The sequence below is a fragment of the Polymorphospora sp. A560 genome, assembly GCF_045781765.1.
In the GTDB taxonomy this organism is placed as follows: domain Bacteria; phylum Actinomycetota; class Actinomycetes; order Mycobacteriales; family Micromonosporaceae; genus Polymorphospora; species Polymorphospora lycopeni.
Map to the genome: position 1 here is coordinate 1,906,885 of NZ_CP122282.1, position 15,508 is coordinate 1,922,392.

Genomic DNA, 15,508 nt, shown 5'->3' on the forward strand with positions numbered 1-15,508 from the left:
GAGGCCCGGGGCCGGGCGAAGCGGGGGGCGGGGGGCCGGTCAGGGCAGGAGGGTGGGGAGGTGGCGGTGCACCACCGGGAGTACGTCGGCGACCGTCACCGGCCGGCCCAGTTCGGCGGTCAGCGAGGTGACGCCCGCGTCGCGGATGCCGCACGGCACGATCCGGTCGAAGGCGGTCAGGTCGCAGTCGCAGTTGATGGAGAACCCGTGCTGGGTCACGCCCCGCGACACCCGGATGCCGATCGCGGCGACCTTGCGGGCCGGACCCCGGTCGTCCTGCGGCACCCATACCCCGCTGCGACCCTCGATCCGGTCGGTGGCCAGCCCGAACTCGGCGCACACGTCGATCAGCAACTGCTCGGTACGACGTACGTAGGCGACCACGTCGACCGGGTCGGGCAGGCGGAGGATCGGGTAGCCGACGAGCTGCCCCGGACCGTGCCAGGTGATCTTGCCACCCCGGTCGACGTCGACGACCGGCGTGCCGTCCACCGGCCGGTCCCACGGCTCGGTCCGCTTGCCGGCCGTGTAGACGCTCGGGTGCTCCAGCAGCAGCACGGTGTCCGGCTCCTCGCCGGCCACCACGGCCTCGTGGCGGCGGCGCTGCTCGTCCCAGGCGGCCAGGTAGTCGACGACGCCGGCGTCGACGACCGTCAGGCCGGAGATTGTGGTGGTCACCAGGCCAGCGTAGTCCCGCCGCCGGTCGTGCGGGCCGGTGAGACCGGTCACCGGGGCGGCTAGCCTGGCGGTCGTGCTGACGATCATGCTCCTGCTGGTCCACGCCGGGGTCGCCGCGCTCTGGCTGGGCGCCATGAGCTACAGCCTGTTCGTGCTCCAGCCGAAGATCGGCCGGATGTTCGACGGCGACCCGGTGCGGATCGAGGAGGCCGAACGGGTCCTCGCCCACGGCAACCGGCGGCCGGTGCTCGCGTTGATCACCGTGTTGTGGCTGTCCGGGATCGCGCTCACCGGCCTGGCCGCCGCCGACGGGATCAGCACCGCCGGCTGGCTGCTGGTCGCGGTCAAGGCGGTCCTGCTCGCCGGGGCCAGCGGTCTCTTCTGGTGGGTGTCCTGGCGGGGCTGGCCGCGCCGGGTCTTCGCCCTGCCGGCCGAATTGCCCGACCTGCGGCGCCGCTTCCGGCGGGTCGCCCTCACGATGCTGGTCCTGGTCGGCACCGCCGCGGTGCTCGGCTTCGTCGGCGGCCACGCCTGACCGCCCGGCCGGCTACAACTCGCCCCGGCCGCGCAGCCAGTCGAAGATCAGTTTGTCCACCATGGACGACCGCTCCCGGTCGGCGTACGTCAGCCAGCGGATCTCCTCGATCTCCGCCCCGGGCGCCAGGGTGCCCCGGTAGTCGGCCCGGTAGCACGTCATCCGCACCGTCACACCGTCCGGATGGCCATGGGCCTGCGCCTCGAACACCCCGGCCGGTTCGATCGTGTCGTCGACCAGCTCCACCCGCAGTTCCTCGACGACCTCGCGTTTCAGGGCCTCGTGGTCGGACTCGCCGGCCTCCCGCTTGCCACCGGGCAGGTAGTAGGTGTTCCTGCCGTACGAGCGGGCGCTCAGGATCCGGCCGTCCGTGACCCGGATCCAGGCGAGCTTGTCGATGACGCCCACGGGTGCCTCAGCCATCGGTCGGCTGCCAGAGCCAGACGTCCTCGACGCGTTCCGGCGGGCCGAGCAGTTCGGTCATCAGCTCCAGCAGCGCGTCCTGCCGTACCGGCCACGCGGTGCCGAACACGTGGTCGGCCAGGACCACCGCCTCGGCGTCCCAGTAGTCGAGGTCGGCGCGTACGCCGGCCCGCTCGGCCGCGCCGATCGGCGGTACCTTCCCGGTCCGGGCCACCTCCAGCAGCAGCCCGTCGGTGAAGCGGGGCAGCGGTCCGATCCGGCCCCGGCCGGCCGGGCCGCCCGGGCCGAGGAAGTAGCCGCTCGGCAGCCTGAACTCGCCCTGCCGGTGCGCCAGCGCGTACGCCTGCCAGCGCTGCGCGTCCGGGGTGATGTCGAGGGTCAGCGGGACGGGCACGAGCACCCCGCCGGGGGAGACGTGGTCGCGCCACGCGCCGGAGGTGATGAACGCGGGTACCGGTTGCCGGTCGACGGTCAGCAGCGGCATCGGCGTCAGCGGGAGCAGCGCGGCGGCGAAGCCGGCGATCCACGCCGTGGTGACCGCCCGGGACCGCCCGCCACCCGCCGTAGCGGGGGCGTCCGTGGCGGGGGCGTCCGCGCCGGTGTCGACGGCCGGCTGGCGCCCGGTGAGCCGGTCGACGGTGAGGGCGAGCAGTACGGCGAAGATCGGCGCGACCGCCAGCGCCAGCCGGCTGGGCAGCGCGGCGTCGAACAGCGGTACGTCGTCCAGCAGCGCGTACGGCAGCGGGATCCCGGTGACCGTACCCATGATCTTGAGCTTGGGGCCGAGCGACAGCACGGCGAACACCCCGCCGGTGACCGCGAGGGCCCGCAGGGTGGCCCGCCGTCCGGGATCGGCCCGCCGCCACAGCGTGACGAGGCAGACGACGGCCAGGACCAGCAGGCCGGCGCCGAGGAACGAGTTCTCCTCGGTCGGGTTGGCGGCCAGTTCGGTGTCGAGGCCGAGCACGCCGGCCAGCGACCGGATCGGGTACGCCGCGTACCCGGCGAGGTCCTCGGCGTGGATGACCGCGTCGTACCCGGTGCCGTGGAAGCGCTGCGGCCCCGCGAAGTGCAGCCACAGCGGATAGGCGAGCAGGGCCGCGGACGTCACGGCGGTGACGGCGAGCCCGCGCAGCAGGGGCGGCAGCGCGGCGCGGGCCTCGGCGCGTACGGCCCGCGACAGTGCCCAGGTGCCGAGGAAGATCCCGCAGGCGATGGCGGTGAAGAAGAGGGCCTCGGCGGCGATGGAGAAGCCGGCGGCGACCAGCAGGCCGAGGACGACACCGTTGCGCAGCCAGCGGCCGGGCTGGCGCAGCCGCAGCACCTGCCACACGATGAGCGGCACCAGCCAGCCGGCGGTCCAGTTGAGGTGCCCGTTGGCGTGTGACACCAGGCCGGGGGCGAAGCCGGCGAGCAGGCCGCCGACGGCCGCCGCGAGCCGGGACCGGACCAGGTGCCGGGAGAGCACCCAGTACCAGGCGAAGGCGCTGGCGGCCAGGTTGCCGGTGAGCACCGTGACGTAGGCGGCCGTCGCGCCGAACAACCACGTCACCGGGGCGAAAAGGATCGCGATCACGGTGATCGAGGTGTTCATCCCGAGGTTGACGCCGTACGGGACGTTGAGCAGGTCGGCGAAGAGCGGGTCCTGGCCGTGGGTGAGGGCGTACGGGCCGTAGGCGAGCAGCCATTCGAAGAACGTCTGGTCGCTGGTGCTCGCGGCGAGTGACCGCCGGCCGAGGTCGGTCCACAGGCCGCTGGTCACGAACGCGGCCAGGCCGATCGCGACGGCGGCGAAGAGCAGGTCGGCCCGCAGCCCGGCACGGCGGCCGGCGGCGGCCGGGGCGGTCTGGTCGGGGGCCGGGCGGGCGGTGTCGTCCGGCTGGGGCGCGGTGACCGGGGTGGGAGCGATCGGCACGGGCCGCAGGTTACCAAGAAGCGCCCGACACGCCCGGTTCGTGGGTAACCTTGACCGCGTTATTGGAAATGACTATCAATTCAATTGACCGTGCATCAACGTTCCGGGAGACCCGTACCTGTGAAGATCTCGTTCGTCGGCAAGGGCGGCAGCGGCAAGACCACGCTCGCCGGCCTCTTCGCCCGCCACCTCGCCGCCCTGCCGGCCCCGCTGCTCGCCATCGACGCCGACATCAACCAGCACCTCGCCGTGGCGCTGGGCGCCAGCGACGAGGAGGCCGTCATGCTGCCCGCGCTCGGCGACCACCTCGCCGACATCAAGGAGCACCTGCGCGGCGACAACCCCCGGATCAGTTCCGCCGCCACCATGGTCAAGACCACCCCGCCCGGCGGCGGCTCCCGGCTGCTGACCGTCGCCGGCCCCAACCCCGTCTACGACGCCCTGGTGCGCGAGGTCGGCGGCGTACGCCTCGCGGTCACCGGACCGTTCGCCACCGCCGACCTCGGCGTCGCCTGCTACCACTCCAAGGTCGGCGCGGTCGAGCTGATGCTCAACCACCTCGTCGACGGCCCCGGCGAGTACGTCGTGGTCGACATGACCGCCGGCGCCGACTCGTTCGCCTCCGGCCTGTTCACCCGCTTCGACGCCACGTTCCTGGTCTGCGAGCCCACCGTGCGCAGCGTCGGCGTCTACCGGCAGTACGTCGGCCACGCCCGCGACTTCGGCGTACGCGTGCACGTGGTCGGCAACAAGGTCGACGACGAGTCCGACGTGGCGTTCCTGCGCGAACACGTCGGCGACGACCTGCTCACCTGGATCGGCCGCTCCGCCTACGTCAAGGCGGCCGAGCGCGGCGAGGTACGCCCCGTCGACGCGCTCGAACCGGCGAACCGGCGGGCCCTGGAGGTGCTGCGGGAGACCGCCGACGCGGCCCCCAAGGACTGGGCCACCTACACCCGGCAGGCGGTGGAGTTCCACCTGCGCAACGCCAACGCCTGGGCCAACGACAAGGTCGGCGAGGACCTCGCCCGGCAGGTCGACCCGGCCTTCGTGCTCGGACCCGACCCGCTGGTCCGGGCCGCCCGCTGAACTGTCCCCGTCCGCTGGGTCTTTCCTGCCCGCTGGCCGTCCCCGGCCGCTGAACCGTCGCCGGCCGCCGGACCCGGCGCCGGCCCGTTTTCCGTCAGAAGAAGGAGTTCCCATGTCCCTCGACGTACCCGCCGCCCTGCTCTCGCGGGCCGCCACCGGTGAGGTCGACGACGCCGAGTTCGTCGACTGCGTACGCCACTCGCTGCCGTACGCGTGGACGGTGGTGTCCGACGTGGCCGCCCGCGCGACGGCCGGCACCGCCGACTTCGCCGACCACGCGGTGCCGCCGCCCGGCGAGGCCGAGCGCGGCCAGTTGCTGCGGGCGCTGGCCAGCGACGCGATCCGCGGTGGGCTGGAGCGCCACTTCGGGGTCCGGCTCGCGTTCCAGAACTGCCACCGGGTCGCCGCGTTCCGGCCGGCGGCGGTCGGCGGTGAGGTGTACCGGCGGTTCGTCTCGCCGGTCGGCCAGATCCGCAACCAGTCGCCGGAACTGCGCGACTGCTGACCGTTGCCACCGCCCGCGGGCCCCGGTGCCCGCGGGCGGTCGGCCGGCGGCCCGGGGTCGCGTCCAGGCCGCCGGGCCGGCGCCCACACAGTGGTGCCGGTAAATGTGTGATCGTCGGCTATGTCATTTTTCTGACATCGACCCGTAACTTCCTGGCAATCGGGAGTGACTCAGCCCACAGTCGATCGTCAGGAGGCCGTCGTGCGCCGTCCCGCCACCGCGCCACCCCACCGGCTCGCCCGCGCCCTCACCGTCGCGCTGGTCGCCGCCGCGACCGTGCTCGCCGTCGCGACGCCGGCCCGGGCCGCCACCCTCACCCAGATCACCGGGTTCGGCTCCAACCCGGGCAACCTGTCCATGTACGCCTACCGGCCCGACGGCCTGCCCACCGGCGCGCCGCTCGTCGTCGCCCTGCACGGCTGCACCCAGAACGCCGCCGCCTACCACGCCAACTCCGGCTGGCAGAAGTACGCCGACCAGTGGGGCTTCGCCGTCGTCTACCCGCAGACCACCTCGGCCAACGCCGCCAACGCCTGCTTCAACTGGTTCCTGACCGGCGACACCGCGCGTGGCCAGGGCGAACCGCTGTCCATCAAGCAGATGGTCGACCACGCGGTCGCCAACTTCGGCAGCGACCGGGCCCGCGTCCACGTCACCGGGCTGTCCGCCGGCGGCGCGATGGCCGCCACGATGCTCGCCACCTACCCCGACGTGTTCGCGGCCGGCTCCGTCGTCGCCGGCATCCCGTACCGCTGCGCGACCTCCCAGGTCAACGCGTACACCTGCATGTACACCGCGGTCGCCAAGACCCCGCGCCAGTGGGGCGACCTGGTCCGCGCCGCCCATCCCGGCCACACCGGCGCCCGGCCGAAGGTCGCGATCTGGCACGGCCAGTCCGACGCCGTCGTCGTACCGGCCAACGGCACCGCGCTGCGCGACCAGTTCACCGACGTGCTCGGCGTACCGCAGACCCCGACCAGCACGGCCACGCTGCCCGCCGGCACCACCCTGGAAACGTACGGCGCCGACCAGGTGCGCCTCTACAAGGTCGCGGGGATGGGGCACGGCACCCCGGTCGACCCGGGCAGCGGCGCCGACCAGTGCGGCACCGCCGGGGCGTACTTCCTCGACACGATCTGCTCCGCGTACCGGGACGCGCTCTTCTTCGGCCTCGACGGCGGCGGGGGACCCGGCGGGCCCGGCAACCCCGGCGCCCCGGCCGCGCCTACCGGGCTCAGGGTCACCGGCACCACCGCCGCCTCGGTGTCCCTGGGCTGGACCGCGGTGGCCGGCGCCACCGGCTACCACGTCTACCGGGGCGGCACCCGGGTGACGGCGAGCCCCATCTCGGCTTCCACCTACGTCGACTCCGGCCTGGCGGCGGCCACCACCTACACGTACGCGGTCAGCGCGCTCAACGCCGGCGGCGAGGGCGCCCGCTCCGCGCCGGTGTCGGCCACCACCGGCGGTACGGCCCCGGTCTGCGTCACCGCCAGCAACTACGCGCACGTCCAGGCCGGCCGTGCCTACCACTCCGGCGGGTACGCGTACGCCCTCGGCTCCGCCCAGCGGATGGGCCTCTACAACACCTTCCACACCACCGCCCTGAAGCAGACCGCCCCCCAGACCTGGGTAATCGGCTGCTGACCCCCATGATCCGCGTGATCAGGGACCAAGTCGCGTGTGTCGTCGGCGCGGCGCGGTCAATATCCCCTGATCACGCGGATCATGGCTCGGGGAACGCGGCCCGCATCGCCTCCGGCAGCGTCCGGTGGCGGAACTCGAAGCCGGCGCCGGACAGCACCCCCGGCAACACCCGGGCACTGCTCAGCGCCTCGGTCGCGAACTCGCCCAGCACGATCCGCAGCCCGAACGCGGGAATCGGCAGGATCGCCGGCCGGTGCAGCTGGGCGGCGAAGACGTCGGTGAATTCCGCGTTGGTCACCGGTGCCGGGCCGACCAGGTTGACCGGGCCGGCGAGATCGTCACGGTCGAGCAGGAACGAGACCGCCCACAGCCAGTCGTGGAGCGAGATCCACGGCACCCACTGCCGGCCGCTGCCGAACCGGCCCCCGATACCCGCCTTGAACGGCAGCAACTGCGGCTTGATGAAACCGCCGTCGCGGTGCAGCGGATAGCCGGTACGCAGCCGGACCACCCGTACCCCGGCATTCTCCGCCGGGCCGGTGGCCGCCTCCCAGACCCGGCACACGTCGGCCAGGTAGCCCTCACCGGCCGGCGCGTCCTCCTCGACCCGCTCGTCGCCGGTGTCGCCGTACCAGCCGACGGCCGAGGCGTTGAGCAGCACCCTCGGGCGGTCTGTGGCCGGCAGGGCGGCGACCGCCCGGCTCAGCGTCGAGGTGGTGTCGACCCGGCTGGACCGGATCAGAGACTTGTACGCGTCGGTCCAGCGCCGGTCACCGACGCCGGCGCCGGCCAGGTTGACCACCGCGTCGACACCGGCGAGTACGGCCCGGTCGAGTTCCCCGGCCGACGGGTTCCAGCGGACCTCGCCCGGTCCGCGCGGCTCCCGGCGGACGAGCCGGAGCATCTCGTGCCCCTCGTCGGTGAGGTGCGCGACCAGCCGGCTGCCCAGGAAGCCGGACGAGCCGGCGATCAGAATCCGCATGCGTCCATCTTCGCGGAAACCCTAGATCCGCGTGATCAGGGAGTACGTCGAGCGTGTCATCGGCGCGTCGTGCCCGTATCTCCCTGATCACCGGGATCTTGGGAGCGTGTCGTGCGCCGACGGTGGTGAGGCGCCGGGGCGATGCGGGACCGGGGCGGGCGGGGGTGGTGCGCCGGGGGTGGCGTGGGTTACGGGGGCGGGTGCACCAGGGGTGGTGTGGAGCAGGGTGCTGTGGACCAGGCACGTGGGGCGCGCCGGGGGCGGTGCGGGGCCAAGGCGAAGCGCGGGCGGTACGGGAGCCGGGGCCAATCGCGGGCGGTGCACTGGTCGAGCGGCCGTCGAAGACTCGCCGCTGGGGCTGGATCCGCTGGGGCTGGCCAGGGCTGGCGGACGGCTGGCCTGTGTGCCGACCGATCACCGGCGTTCCCGTGGACTTCGTTGGGCGGCGACTCGGGAGGAGGGATGACCGGTGAACCCCACAGCGAATTCGATGTGGATACGCCGAATTCGCTGTGGACCGCGACAGCGGCATCCCGTCGACCATGGCGGAGCGGGCCGTTGGCCTTCCGCTGGGCGCCGAGCCGCCGTTGAGTTTCCGCCCGGAGCCGAGCCGGCCACCGGCGTTGATCGTCTGCTGTTCAGGCACTCGACACGCCGTACCAGGAGCGCCTGAACAGCAGACGATCACGGCGCCGTCCCGCCGCACGGCGCCGTCCCGCCGCACGGCGCCGTCCCGCCGCACGGCGCCGTCCCGCCGCACGGCGCCGCCATCCCAGTGGCTTCCACACAAGATCCGCGTGATCAGGGAGTTTGCACTCCGGCACGCCGACGACACGCTCGACGTACTCCCTGATCACGCGGATCTTGGTGGGGAAAAGGGTGGGGCGGGCCAGCATCGCTGGCCCGCCCCACCCTTGGACAAGACGCTTAGGCCAGGCCCAGTTCGGACTCGAAGTTGCCGGCCTCCAGCCGCTCCTTGATCGCGCTGAGGAAGCGGGCGGCGTCGGCGCCGTCGACCAGTCGGTGGTCGTACGACAGTGCCAGGTAGATCATCGAGCGCGGCACGATCAGCTCGCCCAGGTCGGGGTCGTCGACCACGACCGCCCGCTTCACGACCGCACCGGTGCCGAGGATGGCGGCCTGCGGCGACGGCACGATCGGGGTGTCGAACAGGGCGCCCCGGCTGCCGGTGTTGGTCAGCGTGAAGGTGGCGCCGGAGAGCTCGTCCGGGCCGATCTTGTTGCTGCGGGTGCGCTCGGCGACATCGGCGACCCGACGCGCCAGGCCGGCCAGGTTGAGGTCACCGGCGTCGCGGATCACCGGGACCAGCAGGCCCTTCTCGGTGTCGACCGCGATGCCCAGGTGCTCGCCGTCCGGGTAGGTGATCGTCCCGGCGTCGAGGTCGAGCCGCGCGTTGACCACCGGGTACGTCCGCAGCGCCTCGATCGCGGCGAGGGCGAAGAACGGCAGGAAGGACAGCTTGACGCCGTTCTTCTGCTGGAAGTCGTTCTTGGCCTGCTGGCGCAGCTTGGCGATCTTGGTCACGTCGACCTCGACCACCGTGGTGAGCTGTGCCGACGTCTGGAGCGACTCGAACATCCGCTTGGCGATCACCGCGCGGGTCCGGCTGATCTTCTCCGTACGGCCGCGCAGCGGGCTCGGCTCGGCCTTCGGCGCCGGCTTCGCGGCGGCGGCCGGCTTGGCCTCGGCCGGGGCGGGAGCCGGCTGGGCGGCGGCCGCCTTGGCCTTCTCGGCCGCGTCGAGCACGTCCTGCTTACGGATCCGGCCACCGACCCCGGTGCCGGACAGCGACGCCAGGTCGACGCCGTGCTCGGCGGCGAGCTTGCGGACCAGCGGGGTCACGTAGCCACCCTCGGCGGCACCGTTCGCCTGAGCCGGGGCAGCCTGTGCCGGGGCAGCCTGTGCCGGCGCCGGAGCGGCCGGCTTCGGCGGCGCGGGCTGGGCGGCCTGCTCGGCCTTTGCCGGCTCCGCCGCCTTCTCCGCCTCCGGGGCGGGCGAGGCGTACGACGCACCCGCGGTCGGCTCCTCCGGCTGCGCGGCCGGCGCGCCGCCGGACGGTTCGCCGCCGGACGGGGCGGCACCGGCCGCACCGATCACGGCCAGCTCCGCGCCGACGTTGGCCGTCTCGTCCTGCGGAACCTTGATCTCCAGCAGCGTGCCCGCCGCCGGCGACGGGATCTCGGTGTCGACCTTGTCGGTCGAGACCTCGAGCAGCGGCTCGTCGGCCTCGATCTGCTCGCCGACCTCCTTCAGCCAGCGGGTCACGGTGCCCTCGGTGACGCTCTCACCGAGCGCCGGCATCCGGACGACCGTGGTCTCCCCGCCGGCCTGCGCGGCCGGCTTCTCCTCGGCGGCCGGCGCCGGCTTCTCCGCCTCGGTCGACGGCTGCTCGGCGGCCGGCTCTTCGGCGGCCGGCTCCTCGGCCTTCGGCTCCTCGGCCTTCGGCTCCTGCGCGGCCGGCTGCTCCCCGGCACCGCCGGCCTCGTCCTCGCCGGCGATCACCGCGAGTTCGCTGCCGACCTCGGCGGTCTCGTCCTCGCTCACCACGATCCGGCTGAGCACGCCCGCCGCGGGGGACGGGATCTCGGTGTCGACCTTGTCGGTCGAGACCTCAAGCAGCGGCTCGTCGACCTCGACCCGGTCGCCCTCCTGCTTGAGCCAGCGGGTGACGGTGCCTTCGGTGACGCTCTCTCCCAGCCGGGGCATGGTGACCGATACCGGCATCTCTCAAGACTCCTTTGTGGCCTGGTGCGAAGGTCGCCCGGCCTGGCTGGCCGGGCGCGGGATGACGATGGTCAGGCGTGCGCGTGCAGGGGCTTGCCGGCCAGGGCGAGATGTGCCTCGCCGAGCGCCTCGCCCTGCGTGGGATGGGCGTGCACGAGCTGTGCCACCTCGGCCGGGTAGGCCTCCCAGTTGAAGATGAGCTGGGCCTCGCCGATCAGTTCGCCGACCCGCGCGCCCACCATGTGTACGCCGACGACCGGGCCGTCCTCGACCCGTACGAGCTTGACGAAGCCCGCGGTCTTGAGGATCTGGCTCTTGCCGTTGCCGCCGAGGTTGTAGTTGTAGGTCTTGACCTTGTCGGCCCCGTACTTCTCCTTGGCCTTGGCCTCGGTGAGGCCGACCGACGCCAGCTCCGGGTCGGAGTAGGTGACCCGCGGGATGCCGTCCTCGTCGATGACCGCCGGGTTCAGGCCGGCGATCTCCTCGGCGACGAAGATGCCCTGCTGGAAGCCGCGGTGGGCGAGCTGGAGACCGGGCACGATGTCGCCGACGGCGAAGATGTTGCCGACCCCGGTGCGCAGCCGCTCGTCGGTCAGCACGAACCCGCGGTCGAGGCGGACGCCCTGCTCCTCGTAGCCGAGGTTGGCGGTCGTCGGGCCGCGGCCGACCGCGACCAGCAGCAGTTCGGCCTCCAGGACCTCGCCGCCGGCGATGGTGACCTTGACACCGCTGTCGGTGTGCTCGACCTTCTCGAACGGCTTGCCGACCTTGAAGCCGATGCCGCGCTTGCGGAAGGCCCGCTCCAGCGCCTTCGACGACTCCTCGTCCTCGGCGGCCACCAGGCGGGGCAGCGCCTCGACGACGGTCACGTCGACGCCGAACGACTTCCAGGCGCTGGCGAACTCGACGCCGATGACGCCGCCGCCCAGCACGATCGCCGACGCCGGAACCCGGTCGAGTTCGAGGGCGTGCTCGCTGGTGATGACCCGCTGGCCGTCGATCTCCAGGCCGGGGATCGTGCGGGAGTAGGAGCCGGTGGCCAGGATGATGTTGCGGCCGGTGTAGCGGGCGCCGTCGACCTCGATGGTGTCCGGCCCGACCAGCTTGCCGGCACCGGAGACCAGGGTGATCTTCTTGGAGCCGTTCACCAGGCCCTGCAGGCCCTTGAAGAGCCGGGAGACGACGCCGTTCTTGTAGGCGTTGACGCCGGCCATGTCGACACCGATCAGCTCCGCCTTGACGCCGAACTGCTCGGACTCGCGGGTCTGGTCGGCGACCTCACCGGCGTGCAGGAGGGCCTTGGTCGGGATGCAGCCACGGTGCAGGCAGGTGCCGCCGAGCTTGTCCTTCTCGATCAGCGCGACCGTCAGGTCAAGCTGCGCGGCCCGCAGTGCGGCCGCGTAACCGCCGCTGCCGCCGCCGAGAATGACGACGTCGAAGGTTCCGCCGTTCGGCTCACTCACAATTTACTCCCAGGTCGCGTCGCTGCTACGAGGGTCATCCGTGTAAACGGGCAGACTCGCCTCGGTCATCTTGTCACCTGCGCTGGCAGGTCGGGTAACGAGGTGCCCAAGGACACGTCGCGGGGACGTACGCTTGCCCGTGTCGTCACGCACGGCCGAAGTGAACCACACGGCGGGCGTTCGACGGGTGACGTACGCGACAGCCCTGGGGAGGAGATGTCGGGTGGCCTGGTTTCGGCGCAAGCGGGCGAGCGGTGGCGCGGGCGATCGGCCGACGACACGCGAGGACGTCTCCCACCTGGAGGAGTTCGTCCGGTCGAGGCGCGGGGTCGAGGCGTTCATCGAACCCCGTACGGTGATGACCGAGACCACCGTGATGTTGATCGCCTACGACGGCGAGTGGACCCGGCGCCGGATCGAGAGCCCCGAGGCGGCCCGCCGGCTCGCCCACAAGCTGGCGATCCCGATCTACGACGTCCGCCTGGTCGGCTATCCACAGCGGATGCGTGACTTCAACGAGCGCCGCAAGCGGCGCCCCGACGGCTGACCCGCGCACGGTACGGCCCCGCCGTCGGTGGCGACGACGGGGCCGGGTGATCCGCGTCAGCCGTTGGCGGCGATGTCGTCGATCAGTTCGAGCAGGGTACGCACCGGCACTCCGGTCCCGCCCTTGGTCCAGTAGCCGGTCGGCTCGCCCGCGTGGTAGGACGGCCCCGCGATGTCGATGTGCGCCCACGACACGTCGTCGGTCACGAACTCGCGCAGGAACACGCCGCCCTGAAGCATGTGGCCGGCCCGGTCCATCCCCGCGTTGACCTGCGAGATGTCCGCGACGTCGGAGTCCATGCCCTTGCGTACGTCGTCCGGCAGCGGCATCGGCCAGGCCGGCTCGCCGACCGCGTCACCGGCGGTGCGGACCCGCTCGCACAGCTCCGGAGTGCCCATGACCCCGGCCACCCGCTTGCCCAGCGCCACCACCTGGCCGCCGGTCAGCGTCGACGCCTCCAGCAGGTAGTCGGCGCCGTCCTCGCACGCCCGGGCCATCGCGTCGCCGAGGACCATCCGCCCCTCGGCGTCGGTGTTGAGCACCTCGACCCGCTTGCCGTTGTACATCGTCACCACGTCGCCGGGCCGGTAGGCGGTGCCGGACGGCATGTTCTCCGCCATCGGCAGGTAGGCGGTCACCGCCACCGCCGGGCGCAGCGCCGCCACGGCCAGCATCGTCGCGGCCACCGCCGCCGCACCGGCCATGTCGGACTTCATCTCCCACATGCCCTGGGCCGGCTTGATCGACACACCGCCGGTGTCGAAGGTGATGCCCTTGCCGACCAGCGCCACCCGCCGGGTCGCCCCGGCCTCCGGCGCCACGTCCGGGTCGTACGACAGCTTCACCAGTCGCGGCGGCGCCTCCGAGCCCTGGCCGACCGCGACGATGCCGCCGTAGCCGCCCTGCGCCAGCGCCTGCTCGTCGAGCACCTCGACGGTCAGCCCGGCCGCACCGGCGGCGGCCGCGACCTCGTCGGCGAACGTCGGCGGCCGCAGCTCGTTGGGGGCGGTGTTGACCCAGTCGCGGCTGCGCGCCACCGCGGCGGTGACCGCGAGCGCCCGCTCCACCTCGCCGAGCGCCACCCCGTCGGCGGCGTCGGGCACGTGCACGAGCACCGACCCGACCGGGTCCCGCCGGCCCGGCTGCGGCTTGGTCTTGTAGCCGGCGAACCGGTAGCCGCCGAGCAGCGCACCCTCGGTCACCGCGCGCAGCGCGGGCGGGGCGTCCTCGTCGTCGGGCAGCGGCAGCGCCAGCGCCACCGTGCCCGCGCCGGCCAGGGCCCGTACGGCCGCGCCGGCGGCCCGCCGCAGCGTCTCCGGTGCCGGCGCCGCGCCGCTCGGCTCGGCGCCGAGGCCGACGGCCGCGACCAGCGGAGCCGTCACCGTACCCAGGGTCGCCAGCTTGGTCACCTCACCCGGGGCACCGGTCGCCCCCAGCAGCGCGAGGGTCTCGGTGAGCCGGCCGTCGAACGCCACGGCGATGCTCTCGGCACCGGTGGCGAGCAGCAGCGCGCCGGCCGGCCCGTCCTCCGGCTCGGTCCGGCTGTGCAGGCCGATGACGATCGCGTCGACGGCGAGCTCGGCGGGATCCGTGTCGACCAGGCTGAGGGTGGTGCTGTTGGGCGATGTCACTCGGCGTCTCCGGCGGCCTGGCCGCCCGCATCGTGTGCGGCGCGGCGATGAACGTCTCCGGCGCAACCTACCCGTCTCCCGCCGGTCATGTCCCGGTACCCGTACGTCCGAACGCCGACGCACCGCCGCCACCCAGGTCAGCGGTGCGCCGCCGCCGGGACGGGCACCGCACCCCAGACGGGCGCCGGGTAGGTTGCCCACCATGACCGACGACTCGACCGGCGCCACCACCCCCGGCGCCCCGCCGCGCCGCTCACCCCTGCACGACCGGCACACCGCGCTCGGCGCCAAGTTCGCCGCCTTCGGCGGCTGGGAGATGCCCCTGGAGTACGCCGGCGGCGGCGTGCTGAAGGAGCACGCGGCCGTACGGGAGGCGGTCGGGGTCTTCGACGTGTCGCACCTGGGCAAGGTACGGATCACCGGGCCGGGGGCGGCCGACTTCGTCAACGCCGGCCTGACCAACGACCTGCGCCGGATCGGGCCCGGCCGGGCGCAGTACACGCTGTGCTGCGACGCGGCGACCGGTGGCGTGGTCGACGACATCATCGCCTACCTGCACGCCGACGACCACGTCTTCCTCGTCCCCAACGCGGCCAACACCGCCGAGGTCGTCCGCCGGCTGGTGGCCGCCGCCCCGCCCACGCTGACCGTCACCGACGAGCACCTCGACCACGCCGTCCTCGCCGTGCAGGGGCCGCGGTCGGCCGACCTGCTGGCCGCCCTCGACCTGCCGACCGGGCACGACTACATGAGCTTCGCGGCGGCGACGCTGGCCGGGGCGGACCTCACCGTGTGCCGCACCGGCTACACCGGCGAGCACGGCTACGAACTGGTGGTGCCGGTCGGTGCCGCGGTCGCGGTGTGGGACGCGCTGTTCGCCGCCGGTGCGTCGTACGACGTCCGGGCCTGCGGTCTCGGCGCCCGCGACACGCTGCGGACCGAGATGGGGTACCCGCTGCACGGCCAGGACCTCTCGTTGTCGATCACGCCGGTGCAGGCCCGGTCGGGCTGGGCGGTCGGCTGGGACAAGCCGGCGTTCTGGGGCCGGGACGCGCTGGTCGCCGAGAAGGCGGCGGGGCCGCGCCGGACCCTGTGGGGCCTGCTCGCGCTCGACCGGGGCATCCCGCGCCCGCACATGGCGGTGCACGCCGGTGACACGGTCGTCGGTGAGGTGACCAGCGGTACGTTCTCGCCGACCCGCCGGGTCGGGATCGGGCTCGCGCTGCTCGACACCGCCGCCGGGCTGGCCGAGGGCGACACGGTAGAGGTCGACGTACGCGGCCGGCGGTCGACGATGCGGGTGGTGCGTCCGCCGTTCGTCGAGCCGTCGGTGCGCTAGCCGGCCCGT

At 73.2% G+C, this 15,508-nt stretch carries 13 protein-coding genes; 6 read left to right on the top strand and 7 right to left on the bottom strand.

The features are described from left to right. Nucleotides 1-39 precede the first annotated feature (39 nt). Complete coding sequence (gene lipB, locus QCD66_RS08725) at nucleotides 40-678, bottom strand: lipoyl(octanoyl) transferase LipB (RefSeq protein ID WP_357537727.1); 639 nt, start codon at nucleotides 676-678, stop codon at nucleotides 40-42. 73 nt (nucleotides 679-751) lie between these two features. Between lipB and QCD66_RS08730 the strand changes: the two genes are divergently transcribed. Beyond that, nucleotides 752-1,213, top strand: a complete 462-nt coding sequence (locus tag QCD66_RS08730; RefSeq protein ID WP_375735851.1) for a hypothetical protein — start codon at nucleotides 752-754, stop codon at nucleotides 1,211-1,213. A 12-nt stretch (nucleotides 1,214-1,225) separates the two neighbouring features. Here the strand turns inward: QCD66_RS08730 and QCD66_RS08735 are convergent, their stop codons facing one another. Beyond that, the gene (locus QCD66_RS08735; protein ID WP_375735855.1) at nucleotides 1,226-1,621 is read right to left on the bottom strand and encodes an NUDIX domain-containing protein; all 396 of its coding nucleotides are present in this window, start codon (nucleotides 1,619-1,621) and stop codon (nucleotides 1,226-1,228) included. A 7-nt stretch (nucleotides 1,622-1,628) separates the two neighbouring features. Then, complete coding sequence (locus QCD66_RS08740) at nucleotides 1,629-3,551, bottom strand: DUF2079 domain-containing protein (protein WP_375735852.1); 1,923 nt, start codon at nucleotides 3,549-3,551, stop codon at nucleotides 1,629-1,631. 120 nt (nucleotides 3,552-3,671) lie between these two features. Here QCD66_RS08740 and QCD66_RS08745 point away from each other — a divergent pair, with 120 nt between their 5' ends. The 3 genes from QCD66_RS08745 to QCD66_RS08755 all read left to right on the top strand — a co-directional run bounded on the left by QCD66_RS08745 (nucleotide 3,672) and on the right by QCD66_RS08755 (nucleotide 6,792). After that, nucleotides 3,672-4,640: an ATP-binding protein gene (locus QCD66_RS08745; protein WP_364209670.1), complete on the top strand. Its 969-nt coding sequence runs from the start codon at nucleotides 3,672-3,674 to the stop codon at nucleotides 4,638-4,640. 112 nt (nucleotides 4,641-4,752) lie between these two features. After that, a complete protein-coding gene (locus QCD66_RS08750) occupies nucleotides 4,753-5,145 on the top strand; it encodes an SCO5389 family protein (RefSeq protein ID WP_364209672.1) in 393 nt (130 codons plus the stop codon). A 201-nt stretch (nucleotides 5,146-5,346) separates the two neighbouring features. Then, nucleotides 5,347-6,792 carry a PHB depolymerase family esterase gene (locus QCD66_RS08755; RefSeq protein WP_375735853.1) on the top strand — a complete coding sequence of 482 codons (1,446 nt, stop codon included), beginning with the start codon at nucleotides 5,347-5,349 and terminating at the stop codon, nucleotides 6,790-6,792. 79 nt (nucleotides 6,793-6,871) lie between these two features. Here the strand turns inward: QCD66_RS08755 and QCD66_RS08760 are convergent, their stop codons facing one another. The 3 genes from QCD66_RS08760 to lpdA form a co-directional block, all read right to left on the bottom strand. Next, nucleotides 6,872-7,774, bottom strand: a complete 903-nt coding sequence (locus QCD66_RS08760; RefSeq protein WP_364209677.1) for a TIGR01777 family oxidoreductase — start codon at nucleotides 7,772-7,774, stop codon at nucleotides 6,872-6,874. 927 nt (nucleotides 7,775-8,701) lie between these two features. Then, a complete protein-coding gene (gene sucB, locus QCD66_RS08765; RefSeq protein WP_375737238.1) occupies nucleotides 8,702-10,519 on the bottom strand; it encodes a 2-oxoglutarate dehydrogenase, E2 component, dihydrolipoamide succinyltransferase in 1,818 nt (605 codons plus the stop codon). 71 nt (nucleotides 10,520-10,590) lie between these two features. Beyond that, entirely contained in the window at nucleotides 10,591-11,982 is a 1,392-nt protein-coding gene (gene lpdA / locus QCD66_RS08770) for a dihydrolipoyl dehydrogenase (RefSeq protein ID WP_364209683.1), read from the bottom strand. Between the two features lie 223 nt (nucleotides 11,983-12,205). On the opposite strand from lpdA, the gene QCD66_RS08775 reads away from it, so the two are divergent. Then, nucleotides 12,206-12,529, top strand: coding sequence for a hypothetical protein (locus QCD66_RS08775; RefSeq protein WP_364209686.1), 324 nt, complete (start codon nucleotides 12,206-12,208; stop codon nucleotides 12,527-12,529). Nucleotides 12,530-12,585: 56 nt separating this feature from the next. On the opposite strand, the gene QCD66_RS08780 is transcribed toward QCD66_RS08775, so the two are convergent. Next, nucleotides 12,586-14,160, bottom strand: coding sequence for a leucyl aminopeptidase (locus QCD66_RS08780; protein WP_364209689.1), 1,575 nt, complete (start codon nucleotides 14,158-14,160; stop codon nucleotides 12,586-12,588). 202 nt (nucleotides 14,161-14,362) lie between these two features. Here QCD66_RS08780 and gcvT point away from each other — a divergent pair, with 202 nt between their 5' ends. Beyond that, nucleotides 14,363-15,499, top strand: coding sequence for a glycine cleavage system aminomethyltransferase GcvT (gene gcvT / locus QCD66_RS08785; protein WP_375737339.1), 1,137 nt, complete (start codon nucleotides 14,363-14,365; stop codon nucleotides 15,497-15,499). Nucleotides 15,500-15,508: the final 9 nt, after the last annotated feature.

Bases quoted from the DNA above. Each gene is read 5' to 3' on its own strand.
- gcvT (WP_375737339.1), top strand. From the start codon at position 14,363: ATGACCGACGACTCGACCGGCGCCACCACCCCCGGCGCCCCGCCGCGC.
- QCD66_RS08750 (WP_364209672.1), top strand. From the start codon at position 4,753: ATGTCCCTCGACGTACCCGCCGCCCTGCTCTCGCGGGCCGCCACCGGT.
- sucB (WP_375737238.1), bottom strand. From the start codon at position 10,519: ATGCCGGTATCGGTCACCATGCCCCGGCTGGGAGAGAGCGTCACCGAA.
- QCD66_RS08760 (WP_364209677.1), bottom strand. From the start codon at position 7,774: ATGCGGATTCTGATCGCCGGCTCGTCCGGCTTCCTGGGCAGCCGGCTG.